A 16,285-nucleotide genomic window follows, 5' to 3' on the forward strand; every position below is an offset into this window, starting at 1 on the left:
ATCAGCCCAGCCTGAAGCCTCAACCTCAACCATAGGGTTACGGTTATGTCAAGTGCTGCTCGACTAGAGCGAAACGCTATGCACCGTCCTACGGATACGCCATTAGGCGCGCCGAGACGCGCCGAGTTATTTGACGAACTCGCCCGCAACTCTTTCGCATCCGGGTCACGGCCCCTCACCGCACCGTCGGCAGGTCGGGACTCGACACGTCGTACGTCTGCCCGGGCTGGGTGAGCAGCGGCAGGGTGACCGCGGCCTTGCGCTCGGACTTCTCCGTGCCGCCCCACACCACGATCCGGCCGTCGAGCAACGTCACCGCGATATCCGAAATCGACTTCGCCGCAACCTGTCCCACCTGACCGCGCAGCTGGGGCGGCATCGACTCCAGCACCTCGATCGCCGCTTCCGTCGACGGGTCGCCCCACCCCGGCTTCTCCGTCACCAGTCGCGGTACCCCGGGCGGCGGCGGTGCGATCTCGTAATCCACGGCCTCGGCGTCGAGGAGATGGGTGCCGCCGGGGCTGTCGACGAACACGACGGGCACCCGCTCGGTTACCGTGACGCGGATGGTGGACGGGTACACCCGTTGCACGCGGGCGGACGCCACCTTCGGGATCGCGGCGACGCGCAGGGCCGCGCCCTCGGTGTCGACCCGGAGCAGCGGCTGCCCCTGCGGTACGGCCAGCGCCTGGCGAATCTGCTCCTCGGAAATCGACGTCGCCCCCGCGACGTCCGTCTGCCGCACCGACAGCAGCGGCGTGAACCACGCGACGAGACCGAGCGCCACGACCACGACGACGCCGACCACACCCATCACCGCAGGCCGCCGGTACCACGGACGCCGCGGCGTCTCCACCGCCGCGGACTTCCGTGCCGCCGAAGCCGATTCGCGGGTGCGCCGAGTGCCGGGGTCGGTGGCGGTCGCGCTGCGCCGACGCGATGACGTCCGGTCGCCCGCCGCCGCGCGTGCGCCGGACGTGCCCGGTCGCGGACTGCGCGCGGCGTCGCGGCGGACGGGGCGGTCCGGCCGCTCGGACCGGCCGCGGCGCTCCCGCGTCATCGCGACGGGTGGTGGTGCGGAGCCGCACGCAGAGCGTCGAGGATCTGGTTCCCGAGCATCGTCACGTCGCCGGCGCCCATGGTGATCACCACGTCACCGGGGGACGCGAGTCCCGCGACCTGACGCGGCGCCTGCGACAGGTCCGGCTGGTAGTGCACCGGCTTCGACACCGACAGCGCGACCAGGGCGCCGCTGACGCCCGGGAGCGGTTCTTCCCGCGCCCCGTACACGTCGAGGACCACGACCTCGTCGGCGAGGTCCAGGGCGTGCCCGAATTCCTCGGCGAATGTTGCTGTGCGGGAATACAGGTGCGGCTGGAAGACCACGATGACCTTGCCGCTGCGCACCGAGTCCTCGGATTCGCGGCGGTCGGCCTCGTGGGGCTGGCGCACCAGATCGGCGGCGGCGCCGAGCACGGCCCGCACCTCGGTCGGGTGGTGCGCGTAGTCGTCGAACACACGCACCCCGTGCTCGCGGCCGGTGAACTGGAACCGGCGGTGCACTCCCCCGAAACCGGCGATGCCCTCGAGGATCTCGTCCACGTCGGCGCCCGCCTCCCGGGCGGCGAGGAGCGCGGCCAGCGCATTGAGCGCCATGTGCCTGCCGGGCACATTCATCCGGATCGTTCTCGGCGCCTGCTCCCCGGCCAGCTGGAACTGCAGTACCCCGCCGACGTCCCTGGCCTCGAAACTCAGCAGGCGCGCACCGACCTCGACGCCGTCGATCGGAGCGAAGGCCCCGTCCGCGTCCTCGGCGCTGCCGTAGCCGAGCACCCGCACCCCGGGCAGTCCTCGTGCCGCCACCCGCTGCGCGAGCGCCGCGGATCCCGGATCGTCGAGGCAGGCGACGAGCAGCCCGCCGTGCGAGAGCCGGGCCGCGAAATCGTCGAATACCTGGATGTAGGCCTCGGGGCTTCCGAAGTAGTCGAGGTGATCGGCCTCGACGTTGGTGACGACGACGACGTTCGGGTCGTACTGGAGCAGTGAACCGTCGCTCTCGTCGGCCTCGGCGACGAACACGTCGCCGCTGCCGTGGTGGGCGTTGGTTCCGGCCTCGTTGAGTTCGCCGCCGACCGCGAACGACGGATCGTACCCGCAGTGTTGCAGCGCCACCACCAGCATCGACGTCGTCGACGTCTTGCCGTGGGTGCCCGACACCAGCAGGGTGCGGTGTCCCTGCATCAGCGAGGCCAGCACCGCGGGCCGCAGGATCACGGGAATCCCGCGCCGGGCCGCCTCCACGAGTTCCGGGTTGTCCTTGGGGATGGCGGCGTGGGTGGTGACCACGACGGTCGGGCCGCCGGGCAGCAGGTCGAGTGCGGAGGCGTCGTGGCCGATGCGGACCTGCGCGCCGCGGGCACGCAACGAGAGGACGCCGCGGCTCTCCTTGGCGTCCGAACCGGACACCTGTCCACCCCTGGCCAGCAGGATCCTCGCGATTCCGGACATTCCGGCGCCGCCGATCCCGACCATGTGGACACGTTCCAACTGCGCGGGCAGGTCGGTCATCGGGTTCCCCTCGTCTGCGCGGCCACGTCGATCACGATGCGCGCAACCTCGGCGGCTGCGCTGCGGTGACCCGCGCCGGCCGCGCGTCGTCCCATGTCCTCGAGCCGTGCGGGGTCGCGCAGCAGGGGGATCACGTTCTCCGCGACGAATCCGGCGGACAGGTCTCCGTCGGCCACAATCATTCCACCTCCGGCGGCGACGACCGGCCGCGCGTTCAGTTCCTGCTCACCGTTGCCGTGCGGCAGCGGCACGTACACCGCGGGAAGGCCGACCGCCGACACCTCGGCAACCGTCATCGCACCCGACCGGCAGATCACGGCGTCCGCCGCCGAATAGGCGAGGTCCATCCGCGACAGGTAGGGAACGGCCACGTACGGCGGGCCGCCCGGGGTCGCGGGAACGTCGAGGGTGTTCTTCGGTCCGTGCGCGTGCAGGACGGCCACCCCGGCCGCCGCGAGCGACTCGGCCGCGCCCGACACGGCCTCGTTCAGCGACCGCGCGCCCTGGGAACCGCCGAACACCAGCAGCACCGGGCCGTCGGCGGGGAGGCCGAAGTGTGCACGCGCCTCCGCCCGCAACGCGGTCCGGTCGAGACCGGTGATCGACGCCCGCACCGGGATACCGAGGATCTCGGCGTCCGAGCGCCCCCGTGCCGACACGCCCGAACCGGCGACCGCGGCCAGGACGCGGGCGGCGCGGCGGGCACCGATCTTGTTCGCGATCCCGGCGCTGGCGTTCGCCTCGTGCACGACGATCGGAATGCGGCGCCGGCGGCGGAGCACGCCGGGGCCTGCCGCGAGGTACGCGGGCAGCGCGACGTACCCGCCGAAACCGACGACGACGTCGGCACCGGTCGCGTCGAGCACCTCGCGGGTGCGGCGCACCGACGCGCGCACGCGCCCGGGCAGCCGCAGCAGGTCGAGGGTGGGTTTACGGGGCAGCGGCACCGGCGGAACGAGTTCGAGCGGGTAGCCCCGCTCGGGAACCAGCGTGGTTTCGAGGCCACGCGCCGTGCCGAGAGCGGTCACCACCGCGGTGTCGTCGATCGCCTTGATCGCGTCGGCCACGGCCAGGGCCGGTTCGATGTGCCCGGCGGTACCACCGCCGGCCACGATCACCGACAGGGTGGGCTTGTCGCCGTTCACCTACGAAATCCTCGCTCTCCTGCTCGGCCACCCGAGCTTCGCTGTTGACGTGCACCGCGTTCGGGGGTGCGGCCCTTGCCGCGTTCGGGGCGGCCCTTCTCGTATGTGATGCTGCGGGTCCTCGGGGCCATCTCGCGACCGGCCCGGCGACGCGCCTCGGCCCGGCGCACCGCCTCCGCGCGCGCCGCGTCCGCCCGCACCGGTGAATACGCCTCCGGTTTGCGGAGCCGCAGCAGACGACCGAACGGGCCGTCCTGCCCGGAGTGCAGCGCCGCGACCGCCTCCGGTTCGTGCCGCGCCGCGTTGGCGACGAGACCGAACATGAACAGTGTGGTGGCCGTCGACGTTCCGCCCGCCGACACCAGCGGCAACTGCAGACCGGTGACGGGGAGCAGCCCGATCACGTATCCCACGTTGATGAACGCCTGCCCTGTGATCCACACCGTCGCCGTTCCGGTGAGCAACCGCAGGAACGGGTCGGCGGATCGGGCGGCGATGCGCAGGCCCGTGTACACGAACAGCCCGAACAGGCCGAGGACCGCGGCGCCGCCGAGATATCCGAGTTCCTCGCCGATGATCGCGAAGATGAAGTCGTTGTGCGCGTTCGGCAGGTAGCTCCACTTCGCGCGGCTCTGCCCGAGCCCGCGGCCGAGGATCCCGCCGTCCGCGAGCGAATACATCGCCTGCCGCGACTGGTAACCGATGCCCTGCGGGTCGGATCCGGGGTTGAGGAACTCGCGCACGCGAGCGGACCGGTAGCCGGCGGTGAGCGCCAGGATCACGATTCCGGCGACGCCGGTGCCGACGATGGCGACGAACAGCTTCAGCGGCAGTCCCGCGAACCACAGCAGCGCCATCAGGATGATGGCCAGCGAGACCGTCGTGCCGAGGTCGGGCTGCAGGATGATCAGGACGAACGCGACGAGTGCGGCCGGAACCAGCGGCACCAGCATGTCGCGGACGCTGGAGATGTCGCTGCGGCGCGACGCCAGGATGTGCGCACCCCACGCCGCCAGCGCGATCTTGGTGAGTTCGGCGGGCTGCAACGAGAATCCGGCGACCACGAACCAGCCGCGGGTGCCCTGGGACACGGTGCCGATGCCGGGGATGAGGACCAGGACCAGCAGGATGATCGTGACCGCGAACGCCGGGAACGACAGGGCGCGCATCACCCGGACGGGGATCTGCAGCGCCGCGTAGAACAGGCCGAGTCCGAGAGCCGCGAACAGCGCCTGCCGGGTGAAGAGGGTGTAGGCCGAGCCGTCGGAGGCGTAGGCCTCGACACTCGACGACGACAGCACCATCACCAGGCCGAGGACCGTCAGCAGGAACGCGATGGTCACGACGAGGTGGAACGACGCCAGCGGCCGCGACAGCCACGCCCCGATCCGGGTGCGCGGGCTGCGGGGAGGGGCCGTCCGCGTGCGCGGACTCGACGGTGCGCGCTTGGCCACCCCGGGTGCGGCGGCGGTACGGGCCGGGGACCGCTGTCCTTCGGGGACGCGGCGGGTGCGGGCTCCGGCGGAGGTCATCGCGGCGTCCTGGAAATGTCCGACTCGTCGAGCCTGCCGACGGCGTCCGCGAAGCTGCGCCCCCGGTGACCGTAACTGTCGAACATGTCGAGCGACGCCGCCGCGGGCGCCAGGACCACGGCATCGCCTGCCGTTGCCAGCGCAGCCGCCTCGCGCACGACGACGCCCATCACGGCGTCGCTGTCGGTGTCCGCCGGCAGCACCACCCGGTGCGTCGCGGTCTGCGGGACTGCACTCACACCTGCATCGTCTCCCGTTTCCACGGTGACCACGGGAACCTCGGGGGCGTGTCGCGCAAGCGACTCTGCGATCTGCCTCGCATCGCGGCCCAGCAGGACGGCGCCCGCGAGGCGGCCGGCCACCTCCCGGACGAGGTCGTCGACCCGCGCGCCCTTCAGCAGACCACCGGCGATCCACACCACCCGGTCGTGGGCGAGGATCGACGGGCGGGCGGCGTGCGGATTGGTCGCCTTGGAGTCGTCGACGAACGTCACTCCCCCGACTTCTGCGACGTGCGCTGCCCGGTGCGGGCCCACCACGTGGGCGGCCAGGCCTGCTGCGACGGCGTCCGGTGGAACCCCGATCGCCCGGGCGAGAGCCGCCGCTGCCAGCGCATCCATCAGTCCGGCGGGCCCGGGTGGGGTGATCCCGTCGGCCGGGGCCAGCCGCTCGCCGTCCGCGAACGCGCGATCGACGAGATAGCCGTCCTCGACGCCCAGTTCGCCCGGCGCGGGCACTCCCAGCCGGAAACCCAGGGTGCGCGCCGCGAGGGACGAGGAGAAGAGAGAGGACGCGACTTCGTCGTCGAGACCGAGCACCGCGACCTCACCGGTCAAGGCGCGGGCCTTCGCGTCGATGTACGGCTGCATGCCGCCGTGCCAGTCCAGGTGATCCTCGGCGATGTTGAGGATCGCGCCCGCAGTCGGCCGGACCGAGGGCGCCCAGTGCAGCTGGAACGACGACAGTTCGACGGCCAGCACGTCCGCCCGCGGTTCGGTCTGCCGCAGTGCGTCGAGCACCGGGAGCCCGATGTTGCCGCAGGCCAGGCTCGGCAACCCGGCCGCCTCGAGAACGGAGTGCAACATGGAGGTCGTCGTGGTCTTGCCGTTGGTGCCGGTGACCACCAGCCACCGCCGCGGCGGGCCGTAGAGCCCGGCCCGGTCGACGTGCCACGAGAATTCGATGTCGCCCCAGATCGGCACCCCGTCCCCGGCGGCGACCGAGAGCAGCGGCGCATCCGGGCGGAAACCCGGACTCGTCACGACCAGCGCGAACTCGGCGACCCGCTCCCGTTCGGCGAGCAGATCGTCGATCGGCACGGTCGCCGCCCCCAGCCGTGCGCATTCGGCGAGGGCGTCGACGTTCGAGTCGGTGACGGTGACGTGGGCCCCGAGGTCACGCAGAGGTTCGATGGTGGCGCGGCCGGACACACCCGCACCGGCGACGAGGACACTGCGGCCCCGCAACCAGTCGAGCCCGCCGTGTTCCTCTGTCACGGCGTCAGCCCCCGATCGCTGCCAGGTACTCGCTGTAGAACAGCGCGAGCCCGATCGCGGAGGCGATGGCTGCCAGCAACCAGAAACGGATGATCACCGTGGTTTCCGCCCACCCGGCGAGTTCGAAGTGGTGGTGGAACGGGGCCATCCGGAACACGCGTCTTCGGCTCGACCGGAACACCGCGACCTGGATCACCACCGACGCCGCCTCGGCGACGAACAGCGCGCCGATCACGACCATCAGCAGTTCGGTGCGCGTCGTGATCGACAGTCCGGCGAGCATGCCACCGAGCGCCAGCGAACCGGTGTCGCCCATGAAGATCTTGGCGGGCGCGGCGTTCCACCAGAGGAATCCGATGCACGCACCGGCGCCGGCCGCGCAGATCAGGGCAAGGTCGAGCGGGTCGCGGACGTCGTAGCAGCCCTTGCCGGGGCTCGTCTCGCACGCGTTGCGGTACTGCCAGAACGTAATGATCACGTATGCGCCGAGCACCAGGCTCATGGAACCGGCGGCGAGCCCGTCGAGGCCGTCCGTGAGGTTGACCGCGTTCGACCACGCGCTCACCAGCAGGTAGCAGAACGCCACGAATACGACGGAGCCCATCGTGACCGTGGCGATGTCACGCACATAGGACAGGTGCTCGCTGCCGGGGGTGAGGTCGTTCGCACCGCGGAACTGCAGCGCGAGGATGCCGAACGCCACCGCCGCGATGAGCTGTCCGACGAGTTTCGCCGTCTTGTTCAGCCCCAGGTTGCGCTGCTTGCGGATCTTGATGAAGTCGTCGAGGAACCCGACGCCGCCGAGCGCCGTCGTGAGACCGAGCACGAGAAGTCCCGACGCCGACGGCCCATCCGCGTCGTACCCGATGCCGATCATGTGCGAACCCCAGTAGCCCGCCCACAGTCCGGCGAGGATGGCGACGCCACCCATCGTCGGCGTGCCGCGCTTCGACTGGTGACTCGCCGGACCTTCGACGCGGATCTCCTGGCCGAACCCCTGACGGGAGAAGGCCTTGATGAGAACGGGGGTCAGCAGAATCGAGACGGCGAGCGCGATGCCCGCCGCGAAGAGGATCTGTCTCACCGCGTAGCCTCCGAACCCTTCTGTCCCGTGCTTCCCGCCAACACCGTGTCCGCGACCTCCCACAATCCGATGGACTGCGACGCCTTGACCAGCACCAGATCTCCCGGCGCCAGTTCCTTCTCGAGCAGTGCGACCGCACCGGCGATGTCGGGGACGAGGATCGACTCCTCACCCCACGAACCTTCCATGACCGCACCCTGGTGCATGGCACGGGCGGGCCTGCCGGTTCCGACGATGATCAGCCTGCTGACATCGAGCCGGACCGCGAATCTGCCGATGGCGTCGTGTTCGACCACTGATTCCGGACCCAGCTCGGCCATTTCTCCGAGCACCGCCCAACTCCGGCGCGCCGATCCGCGGCCCGACCTGGCCATCGACACCAGCGCTTTGAGGGCGGCCCGCATCGAGTCGGGGTTCGCGTTGTACGAATCGTTGACGACGGTCACACCGTCCGGCCGGTCGCGGACGTCCATCCGGCGCCCCGAGACGGCGGCGGCGCCGGAGAGCGCCTGCGCGATCTGGTCGAGGTCCGCACCGCATTCGAGCGCCACCGCGGCTGCGGCGAGTGCGTTGCCGACCTGGTGCTCACCGTGCACGGCGAGTTCGACGGGAACGCTGCCCGCCGTCGTCGTGAGAGTGAAACGCGCCCTTGCCCTCTCGTCGAGCACGATGTCGGTGGCCCGCACGTGCGCGGATTCCGAGCTGCCGACGAGCACCACCCGCGCCGACGTGCGCGGGGCCATGGCCACCACCAGCGGATCGTCCGCGTTGAGGATCGCGACTCCACCGTCCTCCGCCGCGGGCAGCGACTCCGGGAGTTCGCCCTTGGCCGCGGCGATCGCGTCCCGCGAACCGAATTCGCCCAGGTGCGCCGTTCCCACGTTGAGGACCACCCCGATCTTCGGGGGCGCGATCGCGGCGAGAGAGGCGATGTGGCCGCGGTCCCGGGCCGACATCTCCAGAACCAGGAACCCCGTTTCGGCGTCCGCGCGCAGCGCGGTCCACGGGTGGCCGAGTTCGTTGTTGAACGATCCGGGCGGCGCGACGACGGGGCCGAGGGGCCGCAGGACGGCGGCGAGCAGATCCTTCGTCGACGTCTTGCCCGCCGAGCCGGTGACACCGACGACGGTGAGCCCCTTCGCGGTGAGGTCGTCGACGGATGCGCGCGCGAGCTTCGCGAGGGCCGCGAGTACGGCGGCGCCCGATCCGTCGGTGTCGTGTTCGAGCGCCATCGCCTTGCTCGGGCCTGCCCCGGGCGTCGGGGCGACCACCACGGCGGGGACCCCGACCGGGCGCGCGGCCAGGACCGCGACCGCACCGGCCTCGATCGCCGCTGCCGCGTGATCGTGTCCGTCGACGCGGGCGCCGGGCAGGGCGAGGAACAGTCCGCCGCCGGCGACCTTGCGCGAGTCGAACTCGACCGTTCCCGTCACCTCGGCCGACGGGTCGGCGACATCGTGCAGTTCGCCGCCCACGATCTCGGCGATCCGAGCGAGTGTCATCGGGATCATCGTGTTCCTCCGACCTGTCGCTCGATCGCGTCGCCCAGTACGTCGCGGTCGTCAAATGGGTACTTCACCCCGTGTATCTCCTGACCGATCTCGTGTCCCTTGCCTGCGACCAGAACCACGTCGCCTGCCTGCGCCCAGCCGACGGCGTCGGCGATCGCCTTCGCTCGGTCCGCTACTTCCCACACCTGTCCCCGCTCGGACTCGGGCACCCCGAGGGCGCCCTCGCGGATCGCGGCCCTGATCTTCGCCGGATCCTCGGTACGCGGGTTGTCGTCCGTGATGATCAGCAGGTCGGCTCCCCGCGCGGCCGCGGCGCCCATCAGAGGCCGCTTACCCGCGTCGCGATCGCCCCCGGCACCCACGACGACGGCGACGCGGCCGCGGACCTGCTCGCGCAGCGTCGCGATCACGGCCTCCACCGCGGCCGGCTTGTGCGCGTAGTCGACGACGGCGAGGAAGTCCTGCCCCCGGTCGATCCGCTGCACCCGGCCCGGCACGTCGACCCCGGCGATGCCGGCGACGGCGTCGCGCGGATCGACGCCCAGCGCGGCGCACAACGCGACGGCGAGCGAAGCATTCGCGACGTTGTACTGCCCCGGCAGCCGGAGTTCCACGTCGAGCGCCGTGCCCTCGGCGGTGGTGAGCGCGAACGTCTGCGAGCCGGATGCCGACACCGTCGCCGGGCCCGCCGTCCACACCGCGCCGTCGGGCACCGGCGTCGTCGCGACCGTCGTCACGATCGAATGTGCGCCGCGCGCGACCTCGGCCATCCGCCGGCCCCACACGTCGTCGACGCAGATGACTGCGTACTGCGCGTGCACGGACGAGTCGGCCGCGAAGAGCCTCGCCTTGGCGGCGAAGTAGTCCTCGAAGTCGCGGTGGAAGTCCAGGTGGTCCTGGGAGAGGTTGGTGAACGCGCCCACGTCGAAGCGGACTCCGTCGACGCGGCCGAGGGACAGCGCGTGGCTGGACACCTCCATGACGACGGTGTCGATCCCCTGCTCGAGCATCACGGCGAACAGCGCGTGGAGTTGCGGCGCCTCGGGGGTAGTCAGGGCACTCGGCACCCGGCGGCCGCTCATCCGGGTCTCGATCGTGCCCACGAGACCCGTCGTCCGGCCTGCCGCGTTGAGGGCGCCTTCGACGAGATACGAGGTGGTGGTCTTCCCCGACGTCCCCGTGATGCCGATGACCTGCATCTTCTCCGAGGGGCGACCGTAGATGGTGGCCGACAGCTCACCGAGCACGCCGCGCGGGTCGTCGTGGACGAGCACCGGAGCGTCGGTGCCCAATGCGGACACCAGCGCGAATCCGGCCTCGTCGGTGAGGATCGCGGTGGCTCCGCGGTCGAGAGCGTCGGCGGCGAACTCCGCGCCGTGCGCACGGGCCCCGGGAAGGGCTGCGAACAGATCGCCCTCCATGATCCCTTGGGCGCGCAGATCCACCCCGGTGACGATCACATGCTCGGCGGTTCCGGTGGGTGCCTCGACCCTCGCTCCGGCGAGCGCGGCCAGAGCGCTCACCGTGGTACGGACCGGCTGGGCGGGGCGAAGACCGTCTGTGACCTTCGCCTCCACTGACGCCGACTGCGGGCGGGACGGAACAGGCACCGGGCTCCTCTCGGATGTCGACTCTCACGGACAACGGCGTAGTGCACGGATCGATACAGCGTGCTACCTCGGCAGTTCCCTGCGTTCACGGCAAATGCGCGTGTCCACTGAACGGCCGACGTGTCAGATTACCGCGAGCGCTCCCGGAACCCGATTCGGCCGACCTTCGCTCAATCGGCCTGCAGCACCAGCCTGCGTCCGGGGTCCGGGGACATCGGCACGCTGTCGCGCTGCAACATCCAGGACGCGATGTTGTGGAACAGCGGGGCGGCAGACTGCCCACCGGAGCCGTCCGCACTGCGTGTCGGCGCGTTGAGCATGATTCCGACGACGTACCGCGGATTGTCGGCCGGAGCGATCCCGGCGAACGTGATCCAGTAGTTCGAGTTCGAGTAGCACTTGCACGCGGGATCGACCTGCTGGGCGGTGCCCGTCTTGCCGCTGATCTGGTACCCGTCGACGGCGGCCTGCACCCCGGTGCCGCGCTGGTTGCCCGTGTCGTTCTGGGTGACGGACCGGAACATGTCGCGGACGGTGGCCGCGGTCTGCGGGCTGACGACCGTCACCTCCTCCGGCGCCTCCGTCTCGGTCCGGTTGCCGGACGCGTCGACCGTCGCCTTGACGATGCGCGGCGGGATGCGGACACCGTCGTTGGCGATCGCCTGGTACATGCCGGTCATCTGCAGCAGGGTCATCGACAGTCCCTGTCCGATCGGAAGGTTCGCGAACGTGCCCCCCGACCACTGGTCCCGGCTGGGGACGCTGCCCGCGCTCTCACCGGGAAGCCCGACGTCGGTACGCTGGCCGAGACCGAACCTGGACAGCATGTCCGCATAACGGTCCTCCCCCACGCGCTGGGCGAGCATCAGGGTGCCCACGTTCGAGGACTTACCGAACACGCCCGTGGCCGTGTACGGCGCGACCCCGTGGTCCCAGGCGTCCTTCACCGACACACCCGCCATCTGAATGCTGCCGGGAACCTCGAGAACCTCGTCGGGTGAGGTCAGCCCGTACTCGATCGCGGCCGCTGCGGTGACGATCTTGTTGACGGATCCCGGCTCGAACGGCGTGCTCACCGGCAGGTTGCCCATCTCCACCGTTCGCGGGTTGTTGCCGACCCCGATCGCGGGATTGAACGTGCTGTCGTTCGACATCGCGAGCACCTCACCGGTGTGGGAGTCGAGCACGACCGCCGACGCGTCCTTCGCGCCGGACTTGTCCTTGGCCATCTGCACCTGCTGCTGGACGTAGTACTGCAGGTCGGAGTCGATGGTGAGCTCGACGCTCGATCCGTCCACCGCCGGTTGCTTGTCCCGCCAGCTGCCGGGAATCACCGCGCCGTCGGAGCCCCTGTCGTACGTCTGGGAGCCGTCGGTGCCGGCGAGGGTGGAGTCGAGCGAATCCTCGAGGCCGAGCAGTCCGTGACCGTCCCAGCCGGTGGCGCCGACGAGGTTGGCGGCAAGGGACCCGCCCGGGTACTCGCGGATGTCCTGGCGTTCGAGGCCGACCTCCGGGAACTTGTCGCTGATCTGCGCGGCGATGTTCGGGTCGACGCTGCGCGCCAGATAGACGAACGTCTCGTCGCCGTGCAGTTTCTCCTTCAGATCCTTCTCCGGTGCGGCGTCGCCGAGCCGGTCGTGGATCTCCTTCGCGATCGCGTCGAGTCGCGAATCGACGTCGGGGGCGGTATCGCTCTTGGCCTTCGCCTCCTCCAGTTCCTTGCGCACCCGTGTGGGCTGGAACGTCAGCGCCTTCGCCTCCATCGTGAAGGCGATGGGATTGGACTTGCGGTCGGTGATCGACCCGCGCAGCGCCGGATCCACCTCGGTGGTCGTGCGCTGGTTCGCCGCCTCCGCGGACAGTTGCGGTGCGTCGATGACCTGGATCCACAGAAGCTGCACGGCGGCGAGGCCGAGCGCCAAGAACATCAGTCCGCGCCCGATCCGTTGCCTGAACGGAAAAGACGCGGTCCCGGCGCCCGCAGGGCGCCGGGGACGATTTCTCGGTGCGCTTCGACTCACCGGCGACCACCGGAGGGTGGAGCAGTCGTCGGTGCGGCGGCCGAAGGGATCACGGGAACCAATTGTTCACCTTGCGCCTGGATCTCCGTGCCATTGCCGGGCTGCGGCGTGGCGCGCGGAGACTGCGTGGTCCCCCGGTTCGGGGCGGTAGCCACGGAGTTGCCACGCTGGGTGTTCGGGGCGGCCGCGTCGAGTGGAGGCACGGGCGCACCCGACGCCGGGGCCGGCTTTCCGACGACCTCGACGCTGCCGTCGGGGTGGACGACGAGCCGAGCCGGGTCGTTCGCGGGGACCATGCCGAGCTTGGCCGCTTCCTCCGCCAGTTTCGGGGCGGAGTTGGCGGTCTCGACGTCACGCTGGAGCGCTGCCTTCTCCTCCGCGAGCGACTGGTTGTGCGCGCGGGCGGCGCTCAGCTGGTACGAGTCCTCCGCGGACCGAGTCGTGAGCAGCAGTGTGACGGCCAGGCCCGTCGCGAGCAGAACGAGGATCGTCGCCACGAACGGAATGCGGGCGGTGAGCGTGCCGGTGCGGTTCTTGCCGGAGACGGCGATCGCGGATCCGTTGTGCACGGCCGCGCGCTGGGTGCGCTTCTTGTACGCCCGCTCAGCCGCGCCCGACCGGTTGTCCGCCCGCGCGGGCCGAATCTCGGTGGAACTCACCTGAACCGTCATGCCGCCGACCTCCTGGCAATTCTTTCTGCAGCGCGCAACCGCACCGGGGCTGATCGTGGGTTCTCTTCGACTTCCTGCTCGGACGCGCGCTCCGCCCCTCGTGTGAGGATCCGGAACTCCGGTCCCATCCCCGGTAATTCGACGGGAAGCCCCTCCGGGCTCTTCGACTTGGACCTGGGAGTGATTTCCTGCTTGACGACCCGGTCTTCCAGGGATTGGTACGACATGAACACGACGCGTCCCCCGACGGTCAACGCGTCGAGTGCAGCCGGTACCGCGGCGCGCAGTGAATCGAGCTCGCCGTTGACCTCCACTCGAAGGGCCTGGAACGTCCGCTTCGCCGGATGTCCCCCGGTGCGGCGGGTCGCCGCAGGAATGGTGCGGTACAGCAGTTCGACCAGCGGCGCGCTGGTCGTGAACGGCTCCTTCGCGCGCTGCCGGACCACCTCGGACGCGATCTTGCCCGCGAAGCGCTCCTCGCCGTACGTGCTGAGGATGCGAGCGAGATCTCCGTGGCTGTACGTGTTGAGGACCTCGGCCGCGGTGATGCCGGTGGTCGGGTCCATCCGCATGTCCAGGGGCGCGTCGATCGAATACGCGAACCCGCGATCCGATTCGTCGAGCTGCATCGAGGAGACGCCGAGGTCGAAGAGGATGCCGTGCACCGACTCCCGCGCGGAGAGACCCGCCTGGGTGAGCGCATCCTCGATGCCGTCGTAGCGGGTGTGCACGAACGTGATCCGGTCTGCGAACGGGGCGAGCCGGCCGCCGGCGATCTCCAGTGCGTGCGGATCACGGTCGAGGGCGACGAGCCTCAGCTCGGAGTAGGTCCGTAGGAAGTGCTCGGAATGCCCGCCGAGGCCGAGGGTCGCGTCGATCATCACGGCGCCCCCGCCCTGCGGGTCGTTCGCGGTGAGAGCGGGGCCCAGCAGTTCGTCTGCGCGGTGAAGCAGTACCGGGATGTGACCGAAACCATCGGCGGGCGAGGAATCTTCCCCCTCGTGATCCACCATGATCCCTCCGGCTCCTGCTCTGTGGTGCGGGTGAACAAGCCCGGTGCCGGGGTTCACTGCTCGAACTTCTCGGGTCGGCCGTTGCCGTGGCGAATGCTTCGAGGTCCCTGCCCGAAATGAAAACCTGGCGCTGGGGAAGTGCGTCAGGGTTCCGTCGGACAGAGGCCTCGCGGCATTCGCCGGGACGTGTTCACGCTCAGACGATCTCGCCGAGCGCGACTCCTGTTGCCTGCGAGTAGTTCTCCTCGTTCGCCTCGACATAGGTCTGCCAGGCTTGCGCATCCCAGATTTCGAGGAAATCGACCGAACCGATCACTACGCAGTCCTTGGAGAGACCCGCGTAACGACGGTGATCTGCCGAGAGGGTGATGCGCCCCTGGGCATCTGCGTGCTGCTCGTCGGTACCTGCCGCCAGTCCGCGAACGAAGGCTCGCGCCTCCGGATCGCTTCTCGACGCGGCCGCGGCCTTGCGTGCGAGAGCGGTGAATTCTTCCCGGGGATACACCGCGAGGCTGTGATCCTGACCCTTGGTGACCATCAACCCTCCCGCCAGCGCATCCCGGAACTTTGCAGGCAACGTGAGCCGCCCCTTGTCGTCGAGCTTCGGCGTGTAGGTACCGAGAAACACTCGACACCTCCCACCGCGTTCGAAATCGAACGCCGTATGCCCGGGCGGTTCACCTTCGCTCCCCGCTGCGCACCACAGTACCCCACTTTCCCCCACCCACAAGGCAGATAACGGCGTGTTGTCCGCCTATTTGCCCAATACTTGCTGGTCAACGCAGATTGGAGTGGGTGGGGGAAAATTCCCGACGTGATCACCGCCACGGGCACCGTCGAACGCGCCCCGGCACACAGCGACGCGGAACACCGGAAAAGCCCAGCTGAGAGCTCACCGGACGGGTGCGTTACCCCTACTCCACGGCTTGTCGCGGACCCGAGGGGGGAAAGTGGGGAAACGGGGTGGGTGAGGGTGGGGATTCGTGGGCGGGAGCATTCACTGGCCCCACCTACCGGGCACGACCGGGCCGAATGGGCGCCGGGCGACCGGGCGCCGGCCCCGGAGACAGCAGTGGCGGCGTGGCATCACATGCCACGCCGCCACTGAACTGCTGAGCGGGTCGTACTACTCCTGCTCGAATCTCTTCTTGAAGCGGTCTTCCATTCGCGACGAGAATCCGCCACTCTTGCGCCCGCTTCGGGGCTTACCGCGTTCGGCACGGCCGGTCTCACCCTGCGTGGTCGAGCCACCACGCGAGGACTGTCCGGACTTGCTCTTTCCTCCACCCCACAGGAGGAGGACTCCGGCACCGAACATGACGATGAAGCCGATCAGGCTGATGACGGGAAATCCGCCCGGCTTGATCGGAAGGGCGACGCCGGCGATGAGCAGGACCAGGCCCAGAACGAACAGGGCCACCGCCTGCAATCGACGACGACTCGATGCCGCACGCATGCGACCGCCTCGCACAGTGGAGGCGAACTTGGGATCCTCGGCGTAGAGAGCGCTCTCGATCTGGTCGAGCATGCGCTGCTCGTGCTCGGAGAGTGGCACGGTACCTCCCCCGGCACTGGAGTGTTGGCCACCGCCTCACGGTGCGAGACGGTGGGTAACCGACTTTGGCGGCTACCTA

At 69.9% G+C, this 16,285-nt stretch carries 13 protein-coding genes; all 13 read right to left on the reverse strand.

Translation table 11 applies throughout. The annotated features are described in order from the left end of the window. Positions 1–175 precede the first annotated feature (175 nt). A complete protein-coding gene (locus P3H15_RS13930) occupies positions 176–1,060 on the reverse strand; it encodes a cell division protein FtsQ/DivIB (protein WP_276137769.1) in 885 nt (294 codons plus the stop codon). Beyond that, the gene (gene murC / locus P3H15_RS13935; RefSeq protein ID WP_276137770.1) at positions 1,057–2,568 is read right to left on the reverse strand and encodes a UDP-N-acetylmuramate--L-alanine ligase; all 1,512 of its coding nucleotides are present in this window, start codon (positions 2,566–2,568) and stop codon (positions 1,057–1,059) included. Before murC ends, P3H15_RS13930 begins: the two co-directional genes overlap by 4 nt. Continuing rightward, entirely contained in the window at positions 2,565–3,713 is a 1,149-nt protein-coding gene (gene murG, locus P3H15_RS13940; protein WP_276137771.1) for an undecaprenyldiphospho-muramoylpentapeptide beta-N-acetylglucosaminyltransferase, read from the reverse strand. The genes murC and murG overlap by 4 nt, the downstream gene beginning before the upstream one ends. After that, positions 3,710–5,245, reverse strand: coding sequence for a putative lipid II flippase FtsW (gene ftsW, locus P3H15_RS13945; RefSeq protein WP_276137772.1), 1,536 nt, complete (start codon positions 5,243–5,245; stop codon positions 3,710–3,712). Before ftsW ends, murG begins: the two co-directional genes overlap by 4 nt. After that, entirely contained in the window at positions 5,242–6,741 is a 1,500-nt protein-coding gene (gene murD / locus P3H15_RS13950) for a UDP-N-acetylmuramoyl-L-alanine--D-glutamate ligase (protein ID WP_276137773.1), read from the reverse strand. Before murD ends, ftsW begins: the two co-directional genes overlap by 4 nt. Before the next feature lie 4 nt (positions 6,742–6,745). Further along, the gene (gene mraY, locus P3H15_RS13955) at positions 6,746–7,825 is read right to left on the reverse strand and encodes a phospho-N-acetylmuramoyl-pentapeptide-transferase (protein ID WP_072945365.1); all 1,080 of its coding nucleotides are present in this window, start codon (positions 7,823–7,825) and stop codon (positions 6,746–6,748) included. After that, a complete protein-coding gene (gene murF, locus P3H15_RS13960; protein WP_276137774.1) occupies positions 7,822–9,336 on the reverse strand; it encodes a UDP-N-acetylmuramoyl-tripeptide--D-alanyl-D-alanine ligase in 1,515 nt (504 codons plus the stop codon). Before murF ends, mraY begins: the two co-directional genes overlap by 4 nt. Beyond that, a complete protein-coding gene (locus P3H15_RS13965) occupies positions 9,333–10,946 on the reverse strand; it encodes a UDP-N-acetylmuramoyl-L-alanyl-D-glutamate--2,6-diaminopimelate ligase (protein WP_276137775.1) in 1,614 nt (537 codons plus the stop codon). Before P3H15_RS13965 ends, murF begins: the two co-directional genes overlap by 4 nt. A gap of 170 nt (positions 10,947–11,116) precedes the next feature. Then, entirely contained in the window at positions 11,117–12,967 is a 1,851-nt protein-coding gene (locus tag P3H15_RS13970; RefSeq protein ID WP_346348775.1) for a penicillin-binding protein 2, read from the reverse strand. Continuing rightward, the gene (locus P3H15_RS13975) at positions 12,964–13,638 is read right to left on the reverse strand and encodes a hypothetical protein (protein WP_276137777.1); all 675 of its coding nucleotides are present in this window, start codon (positions 13,636–13,638) and stop codon (positions 12,964–12,966) included. The genes P3H15_RS13970 and P3H15_RS13975 overlap by 4 nt, the downstream gene beginning before the upstream one ends. Continuing rightward, positions 13,635–14,651 carry a 16S rRNA (cytosine(1402)-N(4))-methyltransferase RsmH gene (rsmH, locus tag P3H15_RS13980; protein WP_276137778.1) on the reverse strand — a complete coding sequence of 339 codons (1,017 nt, stop codon included), beginning with the start codon at positions 14,649–14,651 and terminating at the stop codon, positions 13,635–13,637. The genes P3H15_RS13975 and rsmH overlap by 4 nt, the downstream gene beginning before the upstream one ends. 196 nt (positions 14,652–14,847) lie before the next feature. Continuing rightward, positions 14,848–15,279 (reverse strand): division/cell wall cluster transcriptional repressor MraZ, encoded by a 432-nt coding sequence (mraZ, locus tag P3H15_RS13985; RefSeq protein ID WP_005247637.1) that lies wholly within the window; start codon positions 15,277–15,279, stop codon positions 14,848–14,850. Between the two features lie 498 nt (positions 15,280–15,777). Further along, on the reverse strand, positions 15,778–16,206 hold the full coding sequence (locus tag P3H15_RS13990; RefSeq protein WP_012688068.1) for a DUF3040 domain-containing protein: 429 nt from the start codon (positions 16,204–16,206) through the stop codon (positions 15,778–15,780). Positions 16,207–16,285 lie beyond the last annotated feature (79 nt).

Origin of the sequence: Rhodococcus sp. T2V (assembly GCF_029269925.1) — a bacterium.
Taxonomy (GTDB): domain Bacteria; phylum Actinomycetota; class Actinomycetes; order Mycobacteriales; family Mycobacteriaceae; genus Rhodococcus_F; species Rhodococcus_F koreensis.

What these genes read in the sequence shown, in the direction of transcription:
- P3H15_RS13975 (WP_276137777.1), bottom strand. Translation starts at nt 13,638, where the DNA reads ATGACGGTTCAGGTGAGTTCCACCGAGATTCGGCCCGCGCGGGCGGAC.
- ftsW (WP_276137772.1), bottom strand. Translation starts at nt 5,245, where the DNA reads ATGACCTCCGCCGGAGCCCGCACCCGCCGCGTCCCCGAAGGACAGCGG.
- murF (WP_276137774.1), bottom strand. Translation starts at nt 9,336, where the DNA reads ATGATCCCGATGACACTCGCTCGGATCGCCGAGATCGTGGGCGGCGAA.
- P3H15_RS13930 (WP_276137769.1), bottom strand. Translation starts at nt 1,060, where the DNA reads ATGACGCGGGAGCGCCGCGGCCGGTCCGAGCGGCCGGACCGCCCCGTC.
- rsmH (WP_276137778.1), bottom strand. Translation starts at nt 14,651, where the DNA reads ATGGTGGATCACGAGGGGGAAGATTCCTCGCCCGCCGATGGTTTCGGT.
- murC (WP_276137770.1), bottom strand. Translation starts at nt 2,568, where the DNA reads ATGACCGACCTGCCCGCGCAGTTGGAACGTGTCCACATGGTCGGGATC.